Here is a 26525-nt window from a genome sequence, read left to right on the forward strand (position 1 = left end):
CCTGAAAGCCCGCACGGAGAGCTTCGCCACAAAACCCTAGACATTAGACGTCAAACGTCTAACCTTTAGATATGGCCGCGACGACTCCTCTTACCCCCAGCACCGGAAACATCCCTACTGTGAGCCCTGCCCAGGCTGCCTCTGCGCTTTCGGCGAACTCTGCAGTCCCCAAGACGCGCGTCGTCGCCGTCGTCGGCATTATTGCCGTGGTGCTCATCGGCCTGAACCTGCGCGCGGGCATCACAAGCGCCGCCGCCCTTTTCCACGACCTGCAGCAGGTGCTGGGTTACGGCCCCCTGGTGGCGTCCATTCTGCCTTCCATCCCGCTGCTGTGCTTTGCGGTTGCGGGCATGGGAACGTCGTGGCTGACCCGGCGTGTGGGTGTTGAGAAGGCCATCGCCATCGCCCTGGCCCTGTTGGCCGGCGGTTTGCTGGTCCGTGGCGTTCCGGTGACGGGCGCGCTCCTTGGCGGCACCGTCCTGGCGATGTCCGGCCTGGCCGTATGCAACGTGGCCATGCCGTCGTTCATCCGTGAGCACTACTCAGAGCGCACCTCCATGATGACGGGTCTCTACACCTTCACCATGTCCGGCGGCGCTACCTTCGCTGCAGCTGTAAGCGTGCCTTTGGCTCAGGAACTCGGCTCGCCGTCCATGGGACTGGCCGCTTGGGGAATCCTTGGGGTCGCGGCCCTGCTGGGCTTCCTGCCGGTTGTCCTCCACACCCACCGGAACTCCACCAAGACCGACCGGCCGCGGGTGTCCATGTGGCCGTTGCTGCGTACCCGCCTCGGCATCCTGATCACCGCGATCTTCACCTTCCAAGCCTTCCTGGCCTACGCCGTGATGAGCTGGTTCGCCTATATCCTGACCTCACAAGGCCTCAGCGCCTCCGAAAGCGGCCTGCAGTTCGGCGTGATGCAGTTGGTCTCCGTCGCTGCCGGCATGATCCTGCTCGCGTTCGGCTCCCGCCCCCGCATGCTCCGCCCCGCACTGTATCTCGCCAGCAGCTCCACCTTGCTGGCCATCGCCGCGATGGTCTGGTTGCCGACGTCGTTGGCAGTCGTGCCGGCCGTGCTGTTCGGCTTCGGCTTGGGCATCTTCCCGCTGGTCCTGGTGATCATCAGCCGAAGCGGACGTTCGACGGCGGAGACCACTGCGCTCTCCACCATCGCCCAGTCGCTGGGATACTTGATTGCGGCAATCGGCCCGTTTGGCATGGGCCTGCTCCACAGCGCCACCGGCGGCTGGGTGCTGCCGCTGAGCCTGCTGTCCATCGTGGCCGTGGCGCTCATGGTTACCTGCCACCTGCTGACGAGCAAGCGCACTGCTACCAAGACCGGACCGAGGACAGCATGACCCTGACCCCTTCGCATCGCCCGGCCCTTGCCGAGGAGATCACCGCCAAGCTGCGGGACATGATCAAGTCCGGTGAATGGCCTCTGCAGGAGCGAATCCCCGCTGAACCTGAGCTCATGTCCACCCTTGGTGTTTCGCGGGGAACGCTCCGGGAGGCCATCAAGGCGCTGGCCCACTCCGGCATGCTGGAAGTCCGGCGAGGGGATGGCACCTATGTGCGGGCCAACAGTGAGATGTCCGGCGCGGCGCAGCGCATGTACCTGGAGCACACTCAGGAACACATCGTGGAGGTCCGGCTCGGCCTGGACACACAGGCTGCCCGATTGGCCACCAAGCACGCCAGCGCTGAGGACTTGGCCGAGATGCGCCGCCTCCTCGCGCTCCGCCAGGATGCCTGGCAGGCCGAGGACTACCCCACGTGGGCCAGTGCCGACTGGGAATTCCACGAACGCGTTGCCTTGGCTTCAGGGAATCCCTTGCTCCATCAGCTGTACGTTTCGTTCGGCGGAGTGTTCCACAACGACCTCCTCCGGCAGCAACGCAAGGAAGGCTTCAACGGCATCCCCCGCGAAGGCCATGACGAACTGGTGGACGCGCTGGAAGCACATGACCCCGATGCCGCCGTCCAGAGCGTGTACCGGAACCTGGATTTCTGCGCAGACCAGGCCCCGCGTTAGCTCTGCCTCACGCTCCACCGTCGCCAACCCGCTTATCCGTTGCTGCCCAACCACGACTTAGCGGGGCTGCAACGGCTTAGGCACGGTCCCGTAAGGGCACTCCAGCTCCCGCTGCATCCCTAAACCTCGCATTGATCAGCACCACCTCGCGCCCTGCCCGGTTCAGGAGACTCGCTGCCACACTTGCCCGATACCCCGTGGCGCAGTGCACCCAGATCCTGGCCTCCGGCAGCTCAGTGATCCTGCCGAGCAGCTCGTAAACCGGAATGTTGAGCGCTCCCTTCACGTGGGAGGCCTTGTATTCCTCCGGGCGGCGGACATCCAGGATCACGTCCTCCGGCTCCCGGCCTCTGAGCAGGACAGCCCAGTCCCCGTGCTCGTAACTCGCTTGCGGATGGTCGGGGGCCAACGCGGCGACGTTCAGAACCGCAGCTTCAGGCCCGACGGCGGCATCCGGGCTGTCGATTCCGATCCTCGCCAGGTCACGGATCGCCTTTTCAACCTCGCTGAGCGGGCCCACTAGCGTCAGCGGCTGATCCCAAGGGATCACCCACCCAAGGTAGCTGGTGAAATTGTCGCCGTGGCCGTACTCAAAACTCACGCTGCCCTGGAGGTGGCTATCCGCGAAGGCCACGCGATGCCTGAGGTCCACCACCCACTCCCCTGCCCTCAAGCGCCGGCTCAGTTCTTCGGCGTCCACGGAATCAGGCACGTGGAGGTCCACTACACCCGGACCGGCAGCATTCAGCGGACTCATGTGGGCGTAATAGGCGGGGTAGGCCGTAATGTTCTCCAGCAACTGCGAGACAAAGTGGTCCTCGTCAGGATCTGTCAGGGCGTGGTTTGACTCGGTTTGCTCACTGATCGTCGAGGTCTCTTGATGGCTCGCCGGGCCGATGGAACAGAATGAGCCGAATCCGTGCGTTGGGTAGAGCGCCGCTTCGGGCGTGGCAGAATCCACCAGACGCCGGACCGAGGAGTACTGGTCATGTGCCAGCTTCGCGGTGTCATGTGGCGAGACCAGGTCCGTCCGCCCCACTGAGCCGTAGAGCAAGCTGCCGCCGGAAAACACGGCCTCCGTGCCGCCGTCGTGCGTGTCATCCTGCACCACATAGGAAAGGTGCGTGTGCGTGTGGCCAGGCGTCGCAACTACCGAAACGGAAAGCCGGCCAACAAGAAGAACCTGGCCGTCCGTGACAGGGACACGCGTGAAAGAAACCTCGTCAGCGGCGTTCACCAAGTATTCAGCGCCATGCTTCTCCGCCAGGACGAGCCCGCCCGTGACGTAGTCGTTGTGCAGGTGCGTTTCGGCTACATGGGTGATCCGGACGCCGGCATCACGAGCCGCAGCTTCCACCCGGTCGATGTCCCGTTGGGGGTCGATGACCAACGCAACTGAACCGTCATGCACCAAATAGCTGCGGTCGCCCAGCTGCGGTGTTTCAATGACGACGACGTCCATGACTCAGGGTACCGCCGGGCGCCACAGAGCGAACTTAAAAGCAGGGCGGGGCCACTCGAATTGAGTGACCCCGCCCGCGAAGAACCGGAAGTACTAGACCTGTGCGGCTACGCCATCACGGGAGATGTTGACCATGTCCTCGCGCGGCACAACCTTGATGCGCTCACGCTTGACCTCAACACCGTGGGAGGTCCCGACCTCGGTAGCTGCTGCGCCGAGGGCGAGCTCGTGTGCGTCAAGGGCCAGCCAGCCTTCCCAGCTGGTGAACTTCACGCCGCGGGCATCGAGCAGATCCACCACGGCGTCTGCCGCGGGAACTTCGGCGACCGGCAGGTTTTCGCGGTCCTCCAACAGGTAGGTGACAGTTTCGAGGGCATCGCCCTTGGTGTGGCCGATGAGCCCAACCGGACCGCGCTTGATCCAGCCCGTTGCGTAGAGGCCGGGTACGTGCTGGCCGTCGGCGTCCAGGACACGGCCGCCGTCGTTGGTGACGACGCCCTTCTTGTGATCGAACTCGACGTCCGGCAGGGCCGAACCGAAGTAGCCGATGGAGCGGTACACAGCCTGGACCGGGTAGTCGATGAATTCGCCGGTGCCGCGGGCGTTGCCCGTACCGTCAAGCTCGGTGCGCTCGAACCTGATGCCGGCAACCTTGCCCGGAGTTTCCGGGGAGTCGACGATTTCCACCGGGCTGTGCAGGAAGTGCAGGTGCAGGCGGCGGGAAGCCGTGAGCTCGGAAAGATCCTCGGGCTGCTCGGCGATCCAGTTGGTGAGCGTGCCCACCATGGTCTTGGTCTGGTTGTTCGTCTGGACCTGGCGATCGGACTCTTCGTCGAACTCGAAGTCCTCGGCGTAGAGGATGATGTCTACGTCCTTGGAGTGCGAGAGTTCGCGGAGTTCCAGCGGGGTGAACTTCACCTGTGCCGGGCCACGACGGCCGAAGACGTGAACGTCGGTGACCGGGGAGTTCTTCAGGCCGGCGTAAACGTTGTCCGGGATTTCGGTGACCAGAAGGTCATCGGCGTGCTTGGAGAGAACACGGGCCACGTCAAGGGCCACGTTGCCGTTGCCGAGGACGGCGATTTCCTTGGCCTCAAGCGGCCATTCGCGGGGAACGTCCGGGTGTCCGTCGTACCAGGACACGAAGTCGGCGCCGCCGAAGGAACCTTCGAGCTCGATGCCCGGGATGTTCAGGTCCGCGTCCTTGATGGCGCCGGTAGCGAAGATGACGGCGTCGTAGTGCTTCCGGAGGTCCTCGATGGAGATGTCCGTTCCGTAATCCACGTTGCCGAAGAAGCGGATGTCGCCGCGGTCCAGGACCTTGTGCAGGGCGTTGACAATGCCCTTGATGCGGGGGTGGTCCGGCGCGACGCCGTAGCGGATCAGGCCGTACGGTGCCGGGTAGCGGTCGAAGAGGTCGATGCTGACGTTGAGTTCGCCGCTCTTGACGGCCTCGCTCTTGGTCAGGATGTCTGCTGCGTAAACGCCGGCCGGGCCTGAGCCGATGACGGCGACGCGAAGCGGACGGTCCGCAGAACCTACGGGGGTGCTAATTGACACGGCTGTGTTCCTTCTTCTCTTCAGTCATCCCAACCAGGTCGCAGTTCGCGTCGTTTTGAGGGCTCAAAACGACCTTATCTGCTACCTGGTTGGGCCGGGGGCTAGTTACTGCGGACGCGGGGACGATTTGGGGTAATAGTGCTGTAGTCAGCGGTCTTGAAATGCTGCGGTGCAAAGGGGCTGACACGGACCACATCGCCGATCACAATGACCGCCGGGTTGGCCACGCCGACGGCTTCCGCCTGGTCCGCGATGGTTCCCAGAGTGCCGATGGTGACGCGCTGGTCCGGCAAATACCCGTTCTCTACGATACCTACTGGTGTGTCCAAAGGCAGACCCGAGCCCGCCAGCTCGGCCGCGGAATCGCGCAGTTGCGCCACTCCCATGAGCAACACCACAGTGTGATCGGGGCGTGCCGGGACTTCGGAGAGCTCTTCGTGGCCGGTAACTACGCTGAAGCCCTTGGCCAGGCCGCGGTGGGTCACGGGGATACCCGCGGCGGCCGGAACCGAAATTGCCGACGTCACGCCGGACACTACTTCGACCTCGACGCCGTTCTGGCGGCAGAACTCTGCTTCTTCGCCGCCGCGGCCAAGGACGTAGGGATCGCCGCCTTTGAGGCGGACCACCCGGTTGCCCTTGAGGGCTTCCTCCACAAGGATCCTGTTGATCTGGAGCTGCGGCACGGGATGGTGGCCGGGCGTCTTGCCTACCTCGATCACCCGGACATCCGGGGCAAGCTCCTTGAGCAGCTCGCGCGGGCCAAGACGGTCAGCAACTACGACGTCGGCCTGTCCCAGCAGGCGACGACCACGGACTGTGATGAGTCCCGAGTCGCCGGGACCACCGCCGACCAAAGCGACAGAGCCAACGGAGCCGTCGGTTCCCGTCTTGCGATGACGGCGGAGCGGCAGGTCCCCCGTTTCGAGGGCAGTGGCTACAGCGTTGCGAAGGGCCATGGCACGGCGCGGGTCTCCCCCGGCGTTGATGGCAATCTTGACGTCGTCCACCACGGCAACGGCGGGTGTCCACGCGGCTGATGCTTCATGGTCCGAGGCATTAACGCACCAGATGCGCTGCGCCTCGGCGTCGGCGGCTACCTGGGTGTCCACAGCTGCTGTGCCAGTGGCGGTCTGAGCGAACCAGACGCCGTCGAGGTCGGACGTACGGTACTCGCGCTGCTCCCAGGTGAGGAGACCGGAAGTGGCGAGACCGCGAAGTGTGTCGGTGGCAACGGGAGCGACCACGGTGACTTTCGCACCGGCGTCGAGCAGTCCCTTGGCGCGGCGCTCCGCAACGGGGCCGCCGCCAACCACCAGCACCGGGCGGCCGAGCAGCCGCAGCGCGGTGGGGTAAATGTCCTGTATTGCCATGAAAAAACTGTAGGGCGGCGCCGTAACATGCTTCAAAGGCTCGGAAACACCCGGTAACGCTGGGTAATCCAACGTCACATAATTCCCTGCTTAATTCGGGGAAACACGGTCTTTCAGCGTCAGGTAATAGGCGCGCTGTTCCTTGCCCAGGTGCTCAATCGCGTAACGAAGCGCCGTCCGCGGCATGGTGGCTGCGTGTTCATCCAGGAATGCCAACAGGCGCTCCCGGCTACTGCGGCCGGCATCGCGGACCCAACCGCCCACCGCTTTGTGGATGAGGTCTTCCTTGTCGTGAAGGAGGATTTCGGCGATGGCGAAAGTGTCATCCAACTGGCCTTCACGGATGAACGCCGAGGTGGCGACGATGGCCGTCCGGCGCTCCCACATGTTCTCCGAACGGGCCAGTTCATACAGCGGATCCCGCGGCTTATCCATGAGCCAACCACCTACCACCCGCCCGGCACCCAGATCCACCAGGTCCCAGTTGTTGATGCGGTCGTGCCTGCGCAGATACAGCTCGTACAGTTCCTTGCGCCGCTCTTCCGTGGTCTTCTTTTTCTGCGTTTGCAGGGCCATGATCTTTACAGCTCCGGCGCGGGCCTCGTGGATGTCCTCTTCCAGGAGCTTCTCGATCTCAATCGGAGGCATGGCGGCGAATTCCTTGCCAAGCGTGAAAACCTCCCCCATGCGGACGCCCATGAAGAAATCACCCTCGGCATAGTCACCCTTGCCGGTCTTGAAGTACCGCTGGTACTTGACCTGCTCCACGTCGGATTGCCTGGCTTGGAGCCGTGCCAGGAACTCGACGGCGGTGGGCTGGGTACCTGTCATCCCTCAATGATGCGCCTAAAAGACCGACCAGCCAGTACGAGTGGTGAATTCATCCAGCGCGGCCACGCCAGCCACGGAATTTCCGGACCGTCCAAGGCCAGGGCTCCACACACTGATGGAGCACTTGTTCGGAACCACGGCCACGATTCCTCCGCCCACGCCACTCTTGCCAGGAAGGCCCACGCGATACGCGAACTCGCCCGCGGCATCGTATGTTCCGCAGGTAAGCATGACCGCGTTGATCCTCTTGGTCTGTGCCGGCGACAGCAGAAGGCTCCCGTCGGTCCCCAGGCCGTTGGCCGCCAGGAAGCGGGTTGCGAGCGCCAGGTCTTCACACGTCATGGCGAGGGCGCACTGCTTTGCGTAGGAGTCCAGAACTTCGTCCACCGGGTTCTCCAGGTTGCCGCAGCTCGCCAGGAAATGGGCCAACGAGGCATTGCGGTGACTGTTGGCCAGTTCAGAACCGGCAACATGCTGATCGGTATCGATGCTTTCCTTGGTGGTCTCTTGCCGCATCAAGTCCCTCACGGCGTGCGCTGCATTACCTGTGATGCTGAGGAGCCTGTCCGTCACCACAATCGCGCCGGCGTTGATGAAGGGGTTCCTGGGAATCCCTTCCTCGCTTTCCAGCTGGATCAGCGAGTTGAACGGGTTGCCCGAGGGCTCCCGGAAGACGCGCTTCCAGATCCCGTCGCCGTCGAACGCCAACACCAAGGCGAGCGCAAAAACCTTGGAGATGCTTTGGATGGAAAAATCCACGTGGGCGTCGCCGGCTGAATAGACCTCGCCGTCCCGGGTTGCCACGGAAATCCCGAATTGTTGGGGATCCACGGCTCCGAGCTGCGGGATGTAGTCAGCTACGTTGCCCTGGCCGACATGCGGCTGCACGGCCCCGACGATGTCGTCGAGGAGATTCTGGATGTCCACGCTTCTAGCCCTTGGTCCCTGCGTAGGTCCATAGCCTGATCTGAAGGTGTGCCAGCAGGCGTTGATCGGCGGATTGCAGGTCCAGTCCCGCCACTTCACAGGCGCGGCGGAGCCTGTAGTGGACCGTGTTGCGGTGGACGGCCAGTTCCTCGGCGCACCGGTTCACGTCGCCAAAGAACTCCAGGTAGGTCAGGAGTGTCAACGCGAATTCGGGATAGCGGCTGCACAGCCGGGTGACTCCTGCATGACGCAAGGTGGTGCGTGATTCCAGCAGCTCCAGCAGCTCCCTGGTGAGGACCGTCGTCTCTACGTCGCTGTACGAGGCCACACGTACTGTCGGCGTTGCTTCCATGACCTTGAGGACGCTGCGCACGTGATCAAGGGTGGCGTGCAAGGCGTCCAGACGCGGAACGATGGGCCCCACAGCTGCCTGCACTTGAAAGTGAAGGTGGGTGGTGGCGTCACGAACGATTGTGTTGACCAGCCTGTTGATGGCAGGAAGGGATTTCAGCGGGTCGAGGTCGGGCAGGATGATGGCAGTTTCCATCCCGAGGGCCCCCACCACTGCACCCGGCCTATACGCTGCAGCGTGAATTGATGCCACCTTGGAGAGTTCTCCCCTGCGGAGCTGAAGGCCGGCGGCGCTCTGGCTCAACCCGCCGGCGGAGATCAGGACCAGGGCAGCTGGTTTTGACGGATCAATCCCTGCGGACTGGGCCTGCGAATGCACCTGCGCCGTACCGCTCAGGAGGCTCGAGACCCGGTCCTCGCGCATGGATTGGGACTGTTCGTTACGGTGCCGGACCAGTTCGATCGCTGCGTGGCGGGCTGCTCCCACCATGATGCGGTCCGTGTTGGCCGCCAAAGGTTCAGCACCCTCCTGCAACCAGATGTACCCCATCACACGGCTGCCGGCATGAATACCGATCGCTACGCGTTCCCGAAGACCCGCATCCAGGTTGGCTTCCACATGAACAGGCGCTTCAGTAGCCTGCAGGTGCTTGTAGACCCCTGATTCCTTGAGCAGTTTTTGGTACTTCTCGGGTCCCCGCCGTGCCAGGATGGACAGCCTGCGCAGCTCATCAACATCATTGGACGCCGGCGAGTAGGCAAGCACCTTATTGCCTGGATCTTCGATGACCACATGGCCGTTGGTCAGCGTGGCGGTTGTTTGGGCGATCGCGAACAGGTCCCGATGCACTGACGTGGCGCTTTCACCGGGCACATCGCTGAAGCGGCCGTCGTTTTCGAGGACATCGTTCTCGCGGACCCTGTCCAGCGCGACGCTTTCGAATTTGTCCCATCGCAAGCCCGGGGCAACCGCTACCAGTCCGATGCCCGTGGGTCGCAGTAACTCAGCTGCGGCTTCCAATTCGCGTTCGTTGCCCTTCACCGCGACTGCCGTGGGACGGTCGGCAACAATTCTGCGAAGGGCCGGGAGCGCCGCGCGTCCCCGGGCGCCAATGAGCATGACCAATGCCCCCGGGCGGATCGCATCGTCGTCTTCAGCGTCAACAATGACTGTTTCGCGAACGTTTCTGTTGTCCTCTGCCGGAGCCAGCAGCAACCGTGCGTTGTGGACGCCCAGGTCTTCAAGGACATCGCTCAATAAGGTGACGACGCCGTCGTCGTCAATTTCCAGGGCTTTCAACGAAGCTATCGCTTCCTCTCCTCATCAGTTCACTTAAGCAGGACGCTCCCTCGCCATTGAGTGGCTCCGCCGGTACATGTACGCAGGCACGCACAGCGAGAAACATTACCGGCCCTTCAGAACACCAGTGTTGTCCCCCCGGCACAAGAGCCGGGCCCTGAATTTGGTTCGCCAGCCAATTTGTTGGCGACGGTGTCCACCTAGAGTTGGTGACTGTCCCAAACACCACAAAGAACTGCCTGCAGCGCGTCCAATTTCAGGAGTACCGGCCGGCAGTCCTGCCCCACGTTTTGGAGTATTAAGCCACCCGAGGTGGCACCGGAGTCAAAGGAGACCCCAGAAGTGATACCCACCCCTGCGTCTACAAAAACCCTTCCGTCCCCAACAGACCTAGCCGCCGAAACGACGTCGAACGCTTTCGCCCAAGAGGAAGCCGGGTACCGGAAGACCCTTAAGCCCCGTCAGATCCAGATGATCGCCATCGGCGGTGCGATCGGTACCGGGCTCTTCATGGGCGCCGGCGGCCGCCTTAACGGTTCCGGGCCTGCCCTCGTACTGGTGTATGCCGTCTGCGGATTCTTTGCCTTCCTGATCCTCCGGGCACTGGGCGAGTTGGTGCTGTACCGCCCTACGTCGGGCTCGTTTGTTTCCTACGCCCGGGAGTTCTACGGCGAGAAAATGGCATACACCGCCGGTTGGCTTTACTTCCTGAACTGGGCCATGACCTCCATAGTGGACGTCACCGCCGTTGCCCTTTATGTGAAGTTCTGGGGCCAATACTGGGCACCCATCAATGACATCCCGCAGTGGCTGATCGCCCTCATCGCTTTGGTGGTGGTGCTCTCCTTGAACCTGGTGTCCGTGAAGATCTTTGGCGAGATGGAGTTCTGGTTCGCCTTGATCAAGGTTGGCGCGCTGGTGGCATTCCTTGTGGTTGGCATCTGCTTCATCGTCTTTGGCGGCCGGACCGATGTTGGCGTCCCTGGCTTCAACGTCATTGCAGAGAACGGCGGCATGTTCCCCATGGGTGCCGTGGCACCGCTGCTGGCCATCAGCGGCGTGGTGTTTGCCTACGCTGCCGTGGAACTCGTGGGAACTGCGGCCGGAGAAACGGCCAACCCGCACAAGGTGATGCCCAAAGCCGTAAACACCGTGGTGATCCGTATTGGAATCTTCTACGTGGGCTCGGTCCTGTTGCTTTCGCTCCTGCTTCCCTTCACGTCCTACAAAGCCGGCGAATCACCGTTTGTCACGTTCTTCTCGCACCTCGGGGATCCGCAGGCCGGAGCTATCTCCGCATCCGTAATGAACTTCGTGGTCCTCACCGCGGCGCTCTCCAGCCTCAACGCCGGCCTCTACTCCACCGGTCGCATCCTTCGCTCCATGGCGGTGAACGGCTCGGCTCCGCAGTTCACGGGACGGATCAGCGCTTCCGGCGTACCCTACGGCGGCATCCTGCTCACGGCCGTCATCACCTTGGTGGGCGTTGGATTGAACGCCGTCGTCCCGTCGCAAGTCTTTGAGATCGTGCTGGAAATCTCGGCGGTGGGCATCATCGGTGGTTGGGCCACCATCATGCTCTGCCACATCAAGCTCCAATCCTGGGTACGCAGCGGCAAAGTTGTCCGGCCGGCGTTCCGGCTGTTCGGTGCGCCGTTCACCTCTTACCTCACGCTCGGATTCCTTGCCTTCGTGTTGGTCACCATGGGGTTCTCGGAGACCGGCCGCTGGGTGCTTGCTTCATTGCTGGTCCTGGCACCACTGCTGATCGCAGGTTGGTACGCATATCGCGGCCGCATAAGCGCTGCCCAGACGTCCTAGACAAATTTTGAGTTTGAAAGTGAAACACATGAGCAACCCTTCCCCGTCCCTCAAAATCGGCACGCCCAGCCGGGCCTGGCGGTCCCGTGCCGATGCGTGGGAGTTCCTGGGATACGCCCTCAGGCAGCTCGCCTCCGCCCGGCACCAGGAGTCAGGTCTGCTGTCCCAGATAGACAGGACTTTCGCCCTCCTGATGTCCGTGGAACCGTATTGGGCTGAACCGGGAGTCGGCTCCGTGGTCCAGTTACGCCAGTTGATCGACGACGGCGAACCCCAGGCCGCGCTCCAGCTTCTGGGCGGTTTGTCGCACCTTCCCCTCGCCTCCTTGGGGGAAACGGCTGCGGCGCCGCGTGGGGAGACCGTGGACGAGGAAGTTGTTGACCAGCCAGAGCCGGCTGAGCGGCCACGCTTTGAGGTCCTGGTGGTTGACACCGTTGACCCCGACGAAGCCGAAGCACTGAAGAACACCATGGCTGCGCAGCGGCGTCTCTCCGACGCTTTCACCTACACCGTCAACGTGGTTCCCAGCTACGAAGATGCCTTGGTTGCCGTCATGCTGAACCCTGCTATCCAAGCTGTTGTCCTTCGCCCGGGCTTCGCACTCCGCAGTTCACATCTGCTAGGCAACGACCTCCGGCGCTTCCTGGCCAGGCATACCTCAGCGGACCTGCAGGACTCGCGGCCCATCAGGCGGATCCTTGGCTTGGCCGACGCTATCTCGGCGCTTCGGCCCGAGCTGGACGTCTATCTGGTGGCTGGGGTCTCCATCGAGTCACTGGCGGGATCGCTCACCCGGAAGTTTAGGAGGATCTTCCGAAGGCAGGATCATTTGGACCTGCATCTATCTCTTCTGTCCGGGGTGGCGGAACGCTACGAGACACCGTTCTTTACCGCTCTGCAGGACTACAGCCGCCGCCCGGCCAGCGTTTTCCACGCCCTGCCGATTTCCAGGGGGGCTTCCGTTGGGAGTTCGCCATGGATCCGGGACATGGCCGATTTTTATGGGACGAACCTTTTGTTGGCCGAAACCTCCGCCACCTCCGGCGGGCTGGACTCACTACTCGATCCTCACGGATCCATCAAAAGGGCCCAGGAGCTGGCTGCCCGCGCGTTCGGGGCGCAGCGAACCTACTTCGTCACCAACGGCACGTCCACAGCCAACAAGATCGTGCATCAATCGCTGCTTGCTCCCGGCGACGTTGTCCTGGTGGACCGCAACTGCCACAAGTCGCACCACTATGCCTTCGTACTCGCCGGTGCCCGCGTTTCATACCTGGACGCCTACCCCTTGGACAAGTACGCCTTCTACGGTGCTGTGCCACTGGCGAGCCTGAAACGCAGGCTCCTGGAGTACCGACGGGCAGGCAGGCTCCATGAAGTGAAGATGGTGACCCTCACCAACTGCACTTTCGACGGCGTTGTCTACGACGTCGAAAGGGTCATGGAGGAATGCCTGGCCATCAAACCGGACTTGGTCTTCCTCTGGGACGAGGCATGGTTTGCCTTCGCGCGCTCCCATCCGGTGTACCGCCGTCGGACTGGCATGGCAGCTGCTGCCGCTTTGGAAGCCTCCTTCAGCAGCCCTGCCTACGCTGCCCGGTATGCCGAACAGGCTGCTGCCTTGCACCACCCGGTCACCGGTGAACCCGTGGATGACGACGCCTGGCTCAGCACCCGGCTTATTCCGAATCCGGCAACGGCACGGATCCGGGTCTACGCCACGCAGTCCACTCACAAGACCCTGACGTCCTTGCGGCAGGGTTCCATGATCCACGTGTTCGATCAGGACTTTGCCGGCTCCAACCAGGAGTCGTTCCGCGAGGCTTACATGACGCACACGTCCACCTCACCCAACTACCAGATTCTGGCGTCCTTGGACATTGGAAGGCGACAGGTCGAATTGGAAGGATTCGGACTGGTTCAACGGCAATCCGACCTTGCGGTATCCGTGGCCCAAGCCGTTGCCAGGCATCCGCTGCTGAAGAAGTACTTCCGTGTGCTGACCTCGCGGGACCTGATCGGCTCGATGTATCGCGAAACCAGCTCCAGCATGCCGCTGCGGGATGGGCTGGCTGAGTTGGAAGATGCCTGGCAGCGGGACGAGTTCGTCATCGACCCCAGCCGTCTAACCCTGGACATCAGCAAGACAGGGATCGACGGCGATACTTTCCGCCACAGCTACCTCATGGATGATCACGGTATCCAAGTGAACAAAACGTCCCGGAACACTGTGCTGTTCATGACCAACATCGGCACCTCCCGCAGCTCCGTGGCCTACCTGATCGAGGTCCTGGTGAAGCTTGCCGAAAGTTTTGAGAATCCGCATCCTGCGGCGCGGCAGCGGACTCTTCCCGCGTCATCCGATGCGCCCCGCCCGACTCCCCCGCTCCCCGACTTCAGCACGTTCGCCGCGCGCTTCCGCGTTGACGATTCCTGCGAGGACGGGGACATCCGGGCAGCTTACTTTGAGAGCTACAAGCCCGATTCCACCGTGTACCTTTCCGCGGCTGAGGTAGCTGCGGCGGTTTCCACGGGACAGGAAGTGGTCTCGGCAGGTTTCGTCACGCCCTATCCCCCGGGCTTTCCCATCCTTGTCCCCGGCCAAGTGATCACACGGCAGACCCTCGAATTCATGGATGCCCTGGACACCCGCGAAATTCACGGATTCGATCACGACCGCGGGTATCGGGTCTTCGTTGAGCCGGTATCGTTTTCGGCTGCAGGGGTGGCGGCGGTGGCAGCGGTGGCTTCCTAGGCATTCGCGTTCCACCCGATCGTCGGAGCGATGTGCTTCGCGACGTTGCCCAAAAGCTTGGCGTTGTAATCCACGCCCAACTGGTTGGGTACCGTGAGCAGGACAGTGTCTGCCGCTTGGACTGCGGCGTCCCTGGCCAGCTCTTCAGCCAAGGCGTCCGGCTCGCCGATGTAGCTCTTCCCAAAACGGGACAACGCGCCGTCGAGAATTCCTACCTGGTCCTGGCTGTCCGCTTGGGCGCGGAGGCCGAAGTAGTGGTTGTCGACGTCGTCCACAATCGGTATCACGCTGCGGCTCACGGAAATCCTTGGTTCAAAGTCGTGTCCGGCTGCGGCCCACGCCTCGCGGAACATCTGGATCTGCTCTGCCTGCAGTTCGTCGAAGGGCACCCCCGTGTCCTCGGTGAGGAGAGTGGAGCTCATGAGGTTCATGCCTTGCTCGGCTGCCCAGACGGCTGTCTTCCGTGTTCCGGCACCCCACCAGATTCTTTGCGGGAGGCCGGGCGACTGGGGCTGTATGGGCAGCAGACCTGTGGCTCCGCCGGCGTAATGGGGATCCGCTTCGGCAACGCCGTGCCCGGCGATCGCTTTGCGGAACAATGCTGTGTGGCGCCGGGCCATGTCGCCGCCGTCTTCGCCGTCTTCAGGGACGTACCCGAAGTTCGCGGCCCCGTTCCCTGCTGGTTCGGGTGAACCACGGCTCACCCCGAGTTGCAGACGGCCGTCACTGATGAGGTCCGTGGCCGCGGCTTCCTCGGCCATGTACAGCGGGTTCTCGTAGCGCATGTCGATCACGCCGGTGCCCATTTCAATGCGCATGGTTCGGGCAGCGATGGCTGCAAGCAACGGGAAGGGTGATGCCTGCTGTCGGGCGAAGTGGTGGACACGGAAGAACGCGCCGTCTATACCCAGCTCTTCGGCAGCCACCGCCAGTTCGATTGCCTGTTTCAGGGCTTCGCCAGCCGTTGGTACGAGAGAACCCGGGACACGTGCCCAATGTCCGAAGGAAAGGAAGCCGATCCGTTTGTTGTGCATGTCCGGGACAACACTTCGCGGGGTGCGGGAATTCCTCAATCCGCCCGTCGATAGTGCATGGCCACCGCGCCGTTGCTCAGCGGCTCCGTCGAAATCAGCTCGAGGTGTCGGGTGCCGGGCAGTCCCCCTTGATACAGGGTGGGGCCGTGACCGGCGATCATGGGATGGACGAGGAATTTGTACTCGTCGATCAGACTCATTCTGTCCAGTTCCGTGGCCAGTTTGCCGCTGCCCACGAGCACCCCGTCTGGAGTCTTGTCCTTGAGTTCCTGCACCGCCGTTCGCAACTCACCGACCAGATGATGGCTGTTGGTCCATGGGAAGTCGCTCCGCGTTGCCGATACGACGTACTTGGGCTTGTTCTCCAGACTAAGCGCCCACTCGCGTAGGGCTGGTGGTGCGTCCACCTCACCGCGGGCAACCAACGGCCAGTAGACCTCCATCATTTCGTAGGTAGTACGACCCCAGAGCATGGCGCCGCTCTGGTCCAGGAGCTGGGTGAAGTGGGCGTGTGTCTCGTCGTCGGCGATGCCCTCCCGATGGTCGACGCAACCATCTAGTGTGACGTTGATGCTGAACGTTAGAAGGCCCATTCGACGATTCTAGGCTTCGACGGCAAATGAGCATAGAGTAGAAAACTGTCGAGATACATACCCATGGGGGGTATGCCTGTGCTGGCTGGATAATGGTGGAAGCAGGACCGCGAAGGAGGTAGTGGAGCAACATGAAAGGACCGCGGTTCCCACAATCCCCTGCCACCGGCCTCGGGCCTCCTACCTTCCTCGAGCGGGCTTCCCTCCTAGTTCTGGTAGCAGCAGTCATAGCGGGCATTTTCGGAATGCACGTGGTCACTGGATCTCATGGCACCCACCCTGCGAACTCTGAGTCACCTGTCGTAGCTGCCGAATCTGCGCTCCACGTTCACGACACCGTGCAGTTCTACGGCAGTTCGCGGCTCCACGGCAGTTCGCCTGCTGATGCGGACAAGTGCACGTCTGGAAGCTGCTCCTGCACCGAGGCGGCCGCCACCAACTGCATCCCCGCACTACAAACAGGTTCCTTGGCCGCTCCGCCTCCAACCGCTGCCGTCGGGGTAATCCCTGCCTCACAGGAACTTCACGTTCTCCCCCGCTCCTGGTCCTACCAACCCCTCGGTCCTACACCCTTGCAGCTCTGCATCAGCCGTACGTAAGCACTGGCGCGGCCCGCGACTGGTGGGCCGGTTAACCCTTCACCATCTGCTTACCCCTGGCGGCTGACAGACGGCCGCCTTAATTGGCAAAGGACACTTTCTGATGAACAGGACACACTTCACTTTTACCGGAGCCGCTGTCGCAAGCCTGATCGCTCTGGCCGGTTGTGCCAGCAACTCCGGATCCGATTCCATGCCGGGCATGGACCACGAAAGTTCGGGCACTTCCGCCAGCCCTTCAGCGAACAGCAGCAACGCCGGGCACAACGCAGCTGACACGATGTTTGCCCGGATGATGATTCCGCATCACGCCCAAGCGGTGGAAATGTCCGACGCTATGCTCGCGAAGACTGACATCCCGCCCGCAGTAACCACCTTGGCCGTCAAGATCAAAGAAGCCCAGGCACCCGAGATCGACAAGATGACGGCTTGGCTCAAGAGCTGGAACGAGAATGCCACCATGCCTGCGGACGGCCATGGCGGTCACGGCATGGACGGCATGCTGAGCGACGCCGACCTCCAGACACTCAAGGATTCCCAAGGCATGGAAGCGGCCAAACTCTTCCTGACCCAGATGATCGCGCATCATGAAGGCGCCGTCAGCATGGCCAAAACCGAGACCAGCCAAGGCAAGAATCCCGAGGCCGTTCAGCTTGGCAAGGACATCATCGCTGCCCAGGAAGCTGAGATTCGGGAAATGCAGGACCTCCTGGCCGGACTCTAGCCCCAAGGTGTGGTGATGCAGAGGCCCGACGGCGGAAGGTCGCCGTCGGGCCGCCAGCACTACGTGTGTTGCCGCACCACTTACCGCCAATCGCCCCCGTAACCCCTAGTGCAAACGGCGCGAAAGGGTGCGCGAGGCGCAAAGTGGTGCGCGCGGCCCGCCAGGACTTAGCGGCTGCTGCCCGCCAGCAAACCCCGGCGTTGCAGCAGACGCTTCTCGATGGGCCCGAACACCAGGATCTCGATCAGAATGCCCACGAACAGGATCAGCAGGATCGCGGACATCACGATCGTCATGTCGGAAAGGAGTCGGCCTTGGTCCAGCAAGGAGCCAAGTCCGAACCCGATCGTGCCACCCACCGCGATGATTTCCGCGGCCATGAGTGAGCGCCAGGAGAAGGCCCAGCCCTGTTTCAGCCCACCGATGTAGCCGGGAAGCGCTGCAGGCAGGACAATTTGCAGAGCCATCTGGAGCCGGTTCGCGCCAAGGACTGTGCCCACACTGCGGTACTGCGGCGGGATCTGGTCCACACCGGAAATGAGCCCGTTAATGATGGACGGGATGGCGCCCATGAACACCACAAAGTACACGGTGGCGTCGGTCAGGCCGAACCAGATGATCGCTGCGGGAACCCAGGCCACGGAAGGGAGCACCTGCAACCCGGAAATCAGCGGCCCGAACGCACGCCGCAAGGGAGCTACCTGAGCCAGGATCAAACCCACGGGAGTAGCGATGACCACTGAAATCAGGAAGCCGATCACACCACGCTGCAGAGATGTCCACACTGCTTCCTGGACTTTGCCTTCACCCCACATCGTCACGAACTGGGTGAGGACATCAAGCGGCCCGGGAACGAGGTCGCGCCGCTTGAACTCAAGCGAAACGTAGAACTGCCACGCGAGGATCAGGACCACCAGCGCGGCAACCGGCAGCAGCACCCGCTTCCAGTCGATACCGGTCTTGCGTCGGCTGTCCGACTGGAGGTTGTCCAGCCCCGCTTCAAGGTCCCGGAGCTCGGAGGCGTTGCCCTTCAGCGACGGCGAAGTGATGTGCTCTTTGGATTCAGTCACGGGAAGGGTCCGCTCTTCGGTGGTAATGGGGTTACTTGGCATGGCGGCGGATCTCCTCGCGAAGACGGCGGGTAATAACTCCGGTCAGCTCCCCAGCGCGGCCGGCATCGGTACGGTGCTCCTCGGTGACATCCCATTCAGCCACCACACGGCCGGGACGCGAGGACAAGAGCAGTACGCGCTGACCCAGACGGACGGCCTCGCGCACGTTGTGGGTGACGAACACGATGGTCCGGCCCGTTTCCTTCCAGATCCGCTCGAGTTCGTCGTGCAGAAGGTCGCGGGTGATCGCATCGAGGGCAGCAAACGGCTCATCCATCAGCAGCAACTGCCGGTCTTGAGCCAAGGAACGGGCCAACGCAACGCGCTGCCTCATGCCACCGGACAGCTCGTGGGGACGCTTATCCCCCGCGCCGCCCAAGTGCACCAGTTCCAACAGTTCAGTGGCACGGGCACGCCGGCTCGCCTTCGTGCTGGACTTGTCTGCCAACTGCAAAGCCAACTCGATGTTGCCCCTCGCCGTCAGCCACGGGAACAGGGCTGCGTCCTGGAACATGAAGGCAGCGCCGTCGCTGGGGACTTCAAGAGCGCCCGACGTCGGCGGTTCCAGTCCCGCCATGATGTTCAGGAGGGTGGACTTTCCGCAGCCGGACGCACCGAGGAGGGCGACGAACTCGCCTTGAGCGATGGTGGCGTTGACGTCGTCCAGCACCGGGGCGCCGTCGCCGAAGCGCTTGCCCAGGTTCTCGAGTACGACTGGCATGGTCCCGTCCTTCATGTTGATTGGTAGAGCTGATGTGGCCAAAGGCCGGCCCGCTTCCCCGGTAGATGGGAGGGAAGCGGACCAGCCTGTTACTGCTTAGTCCTGGCCGAGTCCTGCGGCTGAGGTTTTCTTGCCTTCGACCTCGTTCAGGGTGCGGAGGTCGAAGATGCCGTTGATGTCGGCCTGCTTGGTGGTGCCTGCCTTGACGCCGTCGTCGAGGAGCTTGTTGTACGTTCCAGCGAGCGGGTCGGTGGTGAACTTGATGTTCTGCAACGCCCGTTCAATAACATCCGCCGGAAGCGGCTTACCCGCCGTGTCCTTCAGGACCGCGTTGATCGTGGTGGCCTTCTCCGAAGCGGAAGCGGAGTTGAGCCAGTTCACGGATTCCACGTGGCCCTTCAGGAGTGCCTTCACCGTTTCGGGGTGTTCTGCGGCGAACTTCTTGTTCACGATCAGGATGGTGGTGGTGAAATCACCGTTCTCCCACAGGTCCTTCTCATCCACCAGGACCTTCGCTCCGGCTTCGAGCACCAGGCGGGAAGCCCACGGCTCAGGCAACCACGCGCCGTCGAGCTTTCCGTCGGTGAAGAGCTTCAGCGACTGGGCGTTTTCGGTGGGGTTGATGTTCACGTCGCCGCTGCCATCAGTGTTGGTCTTGAAGCCCTGGTCACCGAGCCAGGCGCGGAGGGCCACGTCCTGGGTTCCGCCGAGCTGCGGGGAGCTGAGGATCTTGCCTTTGAGGTCGGCAGCGGAGTTGATCTCCGGCTTGACCACCAGCTGCGCACCGCCGGCAGCGGCACCGGCGATGATGCTGATGGACTCGCCGTTGCTCTTGACGTAGGAGTTGATGGCAGGGTTCGGACCGATGTACGTGGCATCGATGGCGCCGGCGTTCAGGGCTTCGATCGCGGCGGGGCCGGCGTTGAAGACCTGTGTGCTGAGCTTGGTATCGCCGAGTTCCTTGGCGATCAGGCCCTTGCTAGTGCCTACCAGCGCCGGGCCGTGGGTCACGTTACTGAAGTACCCGAGCTTCAGCTCGGCAGCCGGCGAGGTAGTCGGGGCCGGGGCGGCCTGGTTGTTCTGCGAGACAGCGGAAGCGACTGCGGCGCCTGCGCCGATGAGGAGCACCAGGCCGACGGCCAGGGCGATCTCTACGGTACGGCGGCGCTTGGGCTTGGAGGCCGTCTCACCGGCGACGATGCGGGTGGTGCCGGTGTTGGGTGACTCGGGGGTGTTAGCCATGGGGTTGGGTCCTTAGGAGATGTGGATGCGAGCGGGGCGAAGATCAGGCCCCGTGACATCGCCCGTCGAGGGCAAGCAAGGACCATTCCGGAGAGGTCATGCCTTCACAGTAGGGACTGTCATATTTCGGCTTCAATCCCGTAGAAATCAAGGTTCACGCAGGTTCACGTGGCGTCATATTCGCTGCCAGTCCTTCAATGTCGCGCGGAGTTGTGCGGCAGCAGCCACCTATGACACGGGCACCCCGGTCCTGCCATCCAGCAGCGTTGCCGGCCAAGGTTCCGTTGCCCTGAACGCCCTCCGACGGACCCCACGTTTTGGTTACGGCATCGTAGCTCTCCCCCGAATTCGGGTAGGCGACCAGCGGCTTGCTGGAGGACTCCTGCAAGGTGCCGAGCGCATCCGTCACCAGCTCCAGCGGCACACAATTAACGCCGACGGCTGCCACCCGCGGTTCCGCGCTGAGCAGGGCAGCCACGTCCTCAATCGATGTTCCGTCGCTGATGTGGTCGCTGTCCCGCAGCGTGAACGTGAACCAGGATTCGACGTCGAACTCCGCCACGAGCGCCACGAGCGCCTCCGCTTCGGCGTACGACGGCAGCGTCTCGCACGCAAGGAAATCCGCGCCGGCTTTCACGAGGGCGGCAATCCGGGGCCGATGGAAGTTCCGGAATTCCTCGGCGGAAAGCGTGTAATCGCCCCGATACTCAGAGCCATCAGCGAGGTAGGCGCCATAAGGACCCACGGATCCGGCCACCAAAAGCGGCCCACGCGCAGAGTCCTCCGCCAAGGCTTCCTGGCGGGCTTCGTCGGCCAACCGGACACTCAAGGCCACCAACTCCAAGGACTCATCAACCGACAACCCACGCCGTGCGAAACCTTGTGGCGTCGCTTGGTAGCTGGCCGTAATGGCTACGGAGGCGCCGGCGTCGAAGTAGTCGCGGTGCACCTGCTTTATCAGGTGCGGCTGCTCCAGCAGGACCTTGGCAGACCACAACGCGTCCTCCAAGTCGCAGCCGTGTGCCTCCAGTTCCGTGGCCAAGGCGCCGTCCAGGACCAGGTCCTTGCCGGCGTTGAGGAGCGTGCTGAGTGTGGTGTTCTGTGGCATGGGTCCTTCCCAAAAAGAAAACCGCAGCCTGTTCGAAATTCCCGCCGTACAACGTGAGGAGTCGCGAACAAGCTGCGGTTTTTGTGACTACGTATGACCCTAGATGACGTAACGTTCGTCTTCGTGGTCGCCCGGGTGGTCCTTGACCAAACCGGCGGCAAGGGTGTTGCCATCGATGGGGTCGATCACCAGGAACGCGCCGGTGCGGCGGTGGTGCAGATAGTTTTCCAGCGGCAACGGAGCGGACAAGCGGAGCTGTGCGTGCCCGATGTCGTTGAGCTCAAGGTTCGAGGCCGGCTCAACGTTAAACGTAGCCAGGTCCAACTTTCCGGTGACGTTGCGGACCAGGGCTTGGACCGTGCGCGTACCGTGCTTCACCAGGACCTTCTGGCCTTCGCGGAGCGGTTTGGGTGAGAGCCATGCCAACGACGCGTACAGGTCAGCTGTGCTCTCACGGACAGTCCCGGCAGCAGCGATGGTGTCACCGCGGGCGATGTCGATCTCGTCAGCCAGGCGGACAGCCACCGACTGCGGCGCCGCGGCCTCCTCGAGCGACTGACCGGCAAAGTCGATGCCGATCACCGTGGTGGTGCGCGGCTCGTGGCCCGGGCTGATGACGGATACTTCGTCGCCAACCTTGACGGAGCCCTCAGTGATCTGGCCGGCGTAGGCGCGGTAATCGCGGTACGCCTCCACATCGAGCCCGGCGGTAACAGCGTCCGGAGCCAGGGCACCCTGCGGACGGATCACCAGCTGGACCGGGAAGCGGAAGCTCTCCAGTTCGGCCTCGAGCTCGTCAGCAGCCGGGAGGGTTTCGAGAACCTCAAGCAACGCAGGACCGGTGTACCAAGGGGTGCGCTCCGAGCGGTCCACCACGTTGTCGCCGTCAAGGGCCGAAACGGGAACCACCAGAAGATCAGCAACGCCATCGGAACCCAGACCAAGCTCACGCGCAACCTTCTGCACGTCCGCTTCGATGTCGCGGAACACCTGCTCGCTGAAATCAACAAGGTCGATCTTGTTCACGGCAACAATCACGTGGGCAACGCGCAGCAGCTGCAACACGGACAGGTGACGGCGGGTCTGCTCCAGCACACCCTTACGGGCGTCGATAAGTACGACGACGGCATCCGCAGTGGACGCACCGGTCACCGTGTTCTTGGTGTACTGAACGTGGCCGGGGCAGTCCGCCAGGATGAAGCTGCGGCGGTCCGTGGCGAAGTAGCGGTAAGCGACATCGATGGTGATGCCCTGCTCGCGCTCGGCGCGCAGTCCGTCCGTAAGGAGGGCGAGGTCAATCCCGCCCTTTTCTCCGCCAAAGCCGCGGTCCGCGGAGGTGCGGGCAACGGCGTCGAGCGTGTCAGCAAGAATCGCCTTGGAATCGTGAAGGAGGCGGCCCACCAAAGTGGATTTACCGTCGTCCACCGACCCGGCGGTAGCGAAGCGGAACAGGGTTGTGGGCAGAGCTGTTTCCAGCCCGGCAGCCAGTGTTTCGGTGCTCATTTAGAAGTAGCCGTCCTTCTTGCGGTCTTCCATGGCTGCCTCGGAGATGCGGTCATCTGCTCGGGTGGCGCCACGTTCGGTCAGGGTGGAGGCAGCGACTTCAACTACGACGTCGGCCACGGTGCGGGCATCGGACTCGACGGCACCGGTGCAGGACATGTCGCCCACGGTGCGGTAGCGCACGAGCTTGGTGATGACTTCCTCGTGCGGCAACGGTTCGGAAACCTCGCCTACCGCGCGCCACATTCCGTCGCGGGCGAAAACCTCACGCTCGTGGGCGTAGTACAGGCCGGGGAGCTCGATGTTCTCGCGCTCGATGTAGCGCCAGATGTCCAGCTCAGTCCAGTTGCTGATGGGGAACGCGCGGACGTGCTGGCCCACGGTGTGGCGGCCGTTGTACAGGTTCCACAACTCGGGGCGCTGGTTGCGCGGATCCCACTGGCCGAACTCGTCACGGAGGCTCAGGATGCGCTCCTTGGCCCGGGCCTTGTCCTCGTCACGACGGCCGCCGCCGAATACGGCGTCGAACTTGTTGCGCTGGATAGCGTCCAGGAGCGGAACAGTCTGCAGCGGGTTGCGGGTGCCATCGGCACGCTCGGCCAGTTCGCCGCGGTCGATGAACTCCTGTACGGAACCGACAACGAGCTTCAGGCCGAGACGTTCAACCGTGCGGTCGCGGAAGTCGATGACCTCGGGGAAGTTGTGGCCTGTGTCCACGTGCAGGACGGGAAAGGGAACCTTGCCCGGCCAGAACGCCTTGGTGGCCAGGTGCAGCATGACCACGGAATCCTTGCCGCCGGAGAACAGCAGCGCAGGCTTCTCGAACTCGGCAACAACCTCACGGATGATATGAATCGCTTCGGACTCGAGGGTGTCCAGGCTGGAGAGACGCTCGACTGAAGGGGCGTCGACTGCCGCTGCAACTTCCACCGTGGACTCCTCTGTTGTGTAAGTGCTCATGTGTGTAGTCCGCATTCTGTCTTGTCGGATCCTGCCCAGCGGCCGGCGCGGGGGTCTTCGCCCGGGGCCACCTTGCGGGTGCAGGGCTGGCAGCCGATGGACGGGTAGCCCTGGCTCAGGAGGGGGTTGACGGGAAGGATGTTGTCCTCGGAGTACTCGATCAGCTGATCGAAGGTCCAATCGACCATCGGGTTCACCTTGACCAGGCCGAAACCCTCATCCCAGGTGATCACCGGGGTGTTGGTGCGGGTGGGTCCCTCGTCACGTCGGACACCGGTGAACCACACCTCGTAGCCGGCCAGCGAACGGCGTAGCGGCTGGACTTTGCGCAGCGCGCAGCACTGGGCAGGGTCGCGGGCGAACAGGTCCTTGCCCAGGAGGCGGTCCTGCTGTTCCACGGTGTTCTCCGGAAGAACGTCCACTACGTTGACGCGCAGGTTCGCTGCAACTTCGTCGCGGGTCTCGTACGTTTCCTTGAAGTGGTAGCCGGTCTCCAGGAACAAAACGTCGACGCCGGGAAGCTGGTCCGCGACCAAAGCCGGCAGGACGGCGTCGGCCATAGAGCAGGCCACCGTCACCGTGGGCAGCTCGAAGTTCCGGGCTACCCAAGCGATGACATCGCGGGCGGGGGCGTTCCAGCCGAGCTCAGCAGCGCCTTGTTCAGCCAGGGCCTTGAGCTCTTCATGGGAGCGCAGTGCCGGCCGGGCTGCTGCGCTGGCGAGGTTGGTTATGGTGACGGGATCTGTCATTGGAGATCTCCTTCATCTGCCGAGTGTGCCCACTCCGCGAAGGTCTGGCCCTCGGCGCCCACGGCGACGAATTTACGGACCACACGCTCCACGTAATCGGGCAGGTCTTCCACAGTGACCTTGAGGCCGCGGACGGTACGTCCCAAACCGGCTTCCTCGCGCTCGTTGTTAGCCAGCCCGCCACCGAGGTGGACCTGGAAACCCGGGGTGGGGTCGCCGTCGGGCGTTGGCAGCATCATGCCCTTCAGGCCGATATCGGCCGTCTGGATACGTGCGCAGGAGTTCGGGCAGCCGTTGATGTGGAGGGAGAGTGCGGAGGGCAGCTGCTTTGATTCCACGAGGTCGGCCAAGCGGCGCTCCAGCTCAGCGATGGCCGTAGCTGCGGTGACCTTGGTTTCGACGATGGCCAGCTTGCAGAACTCGATGCCCGTGCAAGCGATGGTGCCGCGGCGGAACACGGAGGGACGAGCCGAGAGGCCCAAGGTGTTCAGTTCGGCAATGAGCGGCTCGACCTGCTCCTTGGCCACGTCCAGGATGACCAGCTTCTGGTGGGGAGTAGTGCGCAGACGGTAGCTGCCGTGCTTCTCCAGGGTGTCCGCCAAGGTGACAAGTGCCTCGCCGGACGTACGGCCAACGGTGGGAGTCACGCCGATGAAGAACTTGCCGTCCTTCTGCTCGTGGACACCAATGTGATCTCCCGGGGCCGTGGGCTTGGGAGCGGCCGGGCCGTCGGGAAGCTTGAAACCGAGGTACTCGTCCTCCAGGATCTGGCGGAACTTTGCGGGACCCCAGTCGTTCATGAGGAACTTCAGGCGGGCCTTGGTGCGCATGCGGCGGTAGCCGTAGTCACGGAAGATGCTGGTGACGCCGAGCCATACCTCAGCGGCAACGTCAGCCGACACGAACACGCCAAGGCGTTCGGCGAGCCGCGGGTTGGTGGACAAGCCGCCGCCAACCCAGAGATCGTAGCCGGCGCCGAGCTCAGGGTGGACTACGCCCACCAGGGCGAAGTCATTGATTTCGTGCACCACGTCCTGGGACGGGTGGCCCGTGATGGCCGTCTTGTATTTGCGCGGCAAGTTCGCCAGTTCGGGATCGCCGATGAAACGTTCGGCGAGCTCGTGGATCAGCGGGGTGGGATCGATGATCTCGTCCTTGGCGATACCCGCAACCGGGGAGCCGAGAATGACGCGGGGAACGTCGCCGCAGGCCTCTGTGGTGGACAGGCCAATGCCTTCAAGGCGGCGCCAGATCTCCGGCACATCCTCAACGCGGATCCAGTGCAGCTGGATGTTCTGGCGGTCCGTGAGGTCGGCCGAGCCGCGGGCGAAGTCCACGGAAATCTGGCCGATCACGCGAAGCTGCTCGGTGGTCAGCGCACCGCCGTCGATGCGCACGCGCAGCATGAAGTACTTGTCTTCGAGCTCGTGCGGTTCCAGCGTTGCGGTCTTGCCGCCGTCGATCCCGGGCTTGCGCTGGGTGTAGAGGCCCCACCAGCGGAAGCGACCGTGAAGGTCCGTTCCGTCAATCGAATCGAAGCCCTCTTTGGAGTAGACAGACTCAATCCGCTCACGGACGTTCAGCCCGTTATCTTCCTGCTTCCAGGTTTCGTTGGCGTTGAGTGGAGCGGTGCCGTCAACCTTCCACTGGCCGTGGGGCTTGGCGGCAGGGCGGGTGCGTGCCGGACGCGAGGGGACTGCGGTGTCCGAGGACGCACCGGCTACAGCTGTATCTGTCATACATCGACTGTAGGTCTGGCAAGTTT

The 26525-nt window shown here is 63.0% G+C and carries 22 protein-coding genes; 6 read left to right on the forward strand and 16 right to left on the reverse strand.

Going from position 1 to position 26525, the window contains the following annotated elements; all coding sequences use genetic code 11:
- Positions 1-71 precede the first annotated feature (71 nt).
- Positions 72-1358, forward strand: coding sequence for an MFS transporter (locus tag ACIQTW_RS05515; protein ID WP_402934520.1), 1287 nt, complete (start codon positions 72-74; stop codon positions 1356-1358).
- The gene (locus tag ACIQTW_RS05520) at positions 1355-2035 is read left to right on the forward strand and encodes a FadR/GntR family transcriptional regulator (RefSeq protein ID WP_402934523.1); all 681 of its coding nucleotides are present in this window, start codon (positions 1355-1357) and stop codon (positions 2033-2035) included. The genes ACIQTW_RS05515 and ACIQTW_RS05520 overlap by 4 nt, the downstream gene beginning before the upstream one ends.
- A 76-nt stretch (positions 2036-2111) precedes the next feature.
- On the opposite strand, the gene ACIQTW_RS05525 is transcribed toward ACIQTW_RS05520, so the two are convergent.
- The 6 genes from ACIQTW_RS05525 to ACIQTW_RS05550 all read right to left on the reverse strand — a co-directional run bounded on the left by ACIQTW_RS05525 (position 2112) and on the right by ACIQTW_RS05550 (position 9839).
- On the reverse strand, positions 2112-3497 hold the full coding sequence (locus tag ACIQTW_RS05525; RefSeq protein ID WP_402934526.1) for a rhodanese-like domain-containing protein: 1386 nt from the start codon (positions 3495-3497) through the stop codon (positions 2112-2114).
- 93 nt (positions 3498-3590) lie between these two features.
- Positions 3591-5057, reverse strand: a complete 1467-nt coding sequence (locus ACIQTW_RS05530; protein WP_402934529.1) for an FAD-dependent oxidoreductase — start codon at positions 5055-5057, stop codon at positions 3591-3593.
- 101 nt (positions 5058-5158) lie between these two features.
- Positions 5159-6430 (reverse strand): uroporphyrinogen-III C-methyltransferase, encoded by a 1272-nt coding sequence (gene cobA, locus ACIQTW_RS05535; protein ID WP_402934532.1) that lies wholly within the window; start codon positions 6428-6430, stop codon positions 5159-5161.
- A gap of 90 nt (positions 6431-6520) precedes the next feature.
- A complete protein-coding gene (locus tag ACIQTW_RS05540; RefSeq protein WP_402934537.1) occupies positions 6521-7261 on the reverse strand; it encodes a DNA alkylation repair protein in 741 nt (246 codons plus the stop codon).
- 15 nt (positions 7262-7276) lie between these two features.
- Positions 7277-8188 (reverse strand): glutaminase, encoded by a 912-nt coding sequence (locus ACIQTW_RS05545; RefSeq protein ID WP_402934540.1) that lies wholly within the window; start codon positions 8186-8188, stop codon positions 7277-7279.
- A gap of 4 nt (positions 8189-8192) precedes the next feature.
- Positions 8193-9839 carry a PucR family transcriptional regulator gene (locus ACIQTW_RS05550; RefSeq protein WP_402934542.1) on the reverse strand — a complete coding sequence of 549 codons (1647 nt, stop codon included), beginning with the start codon at positions 9837-9839 and terminating at the stop codon, positions 8193-8195.
- A 342-nt stretch (positions 9840-10181) separates the two neighbouring features.
- On the opposite strand from ACIQTW_RS05550, the gene ACIQTW_RS05555 reads away from it, so the two are divergent.
- Entirely contained in the window at positions 10182-11660 is a 1479-nt protein-coding gene (locus ACIQTW_RS05555) for an amino acid permease (protein ID WP_402934545.1), read from the forward strand.
- Positions 11661-11688: 28 nt separating this feature from the next.
- Complete coding sequence (locus ACIQTW_RS05560; protein ID WP_402934548.1) at positions 11689-14415, forward strand: aminotransferase class I/II-fold pyridoxal phosphate-dependent enzyme; 2727 nt, start codon at positions 11689-11691, stop codon at positions 14413-14415.
- Here ACIQTW_RS05560 and ACIQTW_RS05565 read toward each other — a convergent pair.
- Together ACIQTW_RS05565 and ACIQTW_RS05570 are read right to left on the reverse strand one after the other, a co-directional pair.
- Positions 14412-15449, reverse strand: a complete 1038-nt coding sequence (locus ACIQTW_RS05565; RefSeq protein WP_402934550.1) for an LLM class flavin-dependent oxidoreductase — start codon at positions 15447-15449, stop codon at positions 14412-14414. The genes ACIQTW_RS05560 and ACIQTW_RS05565 overlap by 4 nt on opposite strands.
- A gap of 35 nt (positions 15450-15484) precedes the next feature.
- Positions 15485-16042 carry a dihydrofolate reductase family protein gene (locus tag ACIQTW_RS05570; RefSeq protein WP_402934553.1) on the reverse strand — a complete coding sequence of 186 codons (558 nt, stop codon included), beginning with the start codon at positions 16040-16042 and terminating at the stop codon, positions 15485-15487.
- A 131-nt stretch (positions 16043-16173) separates the two neighbouring features.
- On the opposite strand from ACIQTW_RS05570, the gene ACIQTW_RS05575 reads away from it, so the two are divergent.
- Entirely contained in the window at positions 16174-16641 is a 468-nt protein-coding gene (locus ACIQTW_RS05575) for a hypothetical protein (protein WP_402934556.1), read from the forward strand.
- A gap of 103 nt (positions 16642-16744) precedes the next feature.
- Positions 16745-17365 (forward strand): DUF305 domain-containing protein, encoded by a 621-nt coding sequence (locus ACIQTW_RS05580; RefSeq protein WP_402934559.1) that lies wholly within the window; start codon positions 16745-16747, stop codon positions 17363-17365.
- A gap of 167 nt (positions 17366-17532) precedes the next feature.
- On the opposite strand, the gene ACIQTW_RS05585 is transcribed toward ACIQTW_RS05580, so the two are convergent.
- The 8 genes from ACIQTW_RS05585 to ACIQTW_RS05620 form a co-directional block, all read right to left on the reverse strand.
- A complete protein-coding gene (locus ACIQTW_RS05585; protein ID WP_091469223.1) occupies positions 17533-18477 on the reverse strand; it encodes an ABC transporter permease in 945 nt (314 codons plus the stop codon).
- Positions 18467-19198, reverse strand: a complete 732-nt coding sequence (locus ACIQTW_RS05590) for an ABC transporter ATP-binding protein (RefSeq protein ID WP_089595922.1) — start codon at positions 19196-19198, stop codon at positions 18467-18469. The genes ACIQTW_RS05585 and ACIQTW_RS05590 overlap by 11 nt, the downstream gene beginning before the upstream one ends.
- A gap of 96 nt (positions 19199-19294) precedes the next feature.
- Entirely contained in the window at positions 19295-20440 is a 1146-nt protein-coding gene (locus tag ACIQTW_RS05595; RefSeq protein WP_402934563.1) for an ABC transporter substrate-binding protein, read from the reverse strand.
- Positions 20441-20594: 154 nt separating this feature from the next.
- A complete protein-coding gene (gene mmuM / locus ACIQTW_RS05600; protein ID WP_402934566.1) occupies positions 20595-21548 on the reverse strand; it encodes a homocysteine S-methyltransferase in 954 nt (317 codons plus the stop codon).
- 99 nt (positions 21549-21647) lie between these two features.
- Positions 21648-23051: a sulfate adenylyltransferase subunit 1 gene (locus ACIQTW_RS05605; RefSeq protein ID WP_402934569.1), complete on the reverse strand. Its 1404-nt coding sequence runs from the start codon at positions 23049-23051 to the stop codon at positions 21648-21650.
- Entirely contained in the window at positions 23052-24011 is a 960-nt protein-coding gene (gene cysD / locus ACIQTW_RS05610) for a sulfate adenylyltransferase subunit CysD (RefSeq protein WP_402934572.1), read from the reverse strand.
- On the reverse strand, positions 24008-24760 hold the full coding sequence (locus ACIQTW_RS05615; RefSeq protein ID WP_091469237.1) for a phosphoadenylyl-sulfate reductase: 753 nt from the start codon (positions 24758-24760) through the stop codon (positions 24008-24010). Before ACIQTW_RS05615 ends, cysD begins: the two co-directional genes overlap by 4 nt.
- Positions 24757-26499, reverse strand: a complete 1743-nt coding sequence (locus ACIQTW_RS05620) for a nitrite/sulfite reductase (RefSeq protein ID WP_402934575.1) — start codon at positions 26497-26499, stop codon at positions 24757-24759. The genes ACIQTW_RS05615 and ACIQTW_RS05620 overlap by 4 nt, the downstream gene beginning before the upstream one ends.
- Positions 26500-26525: the final 26 nt, after the last annotated feature.

It is taken from the genome of Paenarthrobacter sp. NPDC090517, assembly GCF_044769165.1.
Classification (GTDB): Bacteria; Actinomycetota; Actinomycetes; order Actinomycetales; family Micrococcaceae; genus Arthrobacter.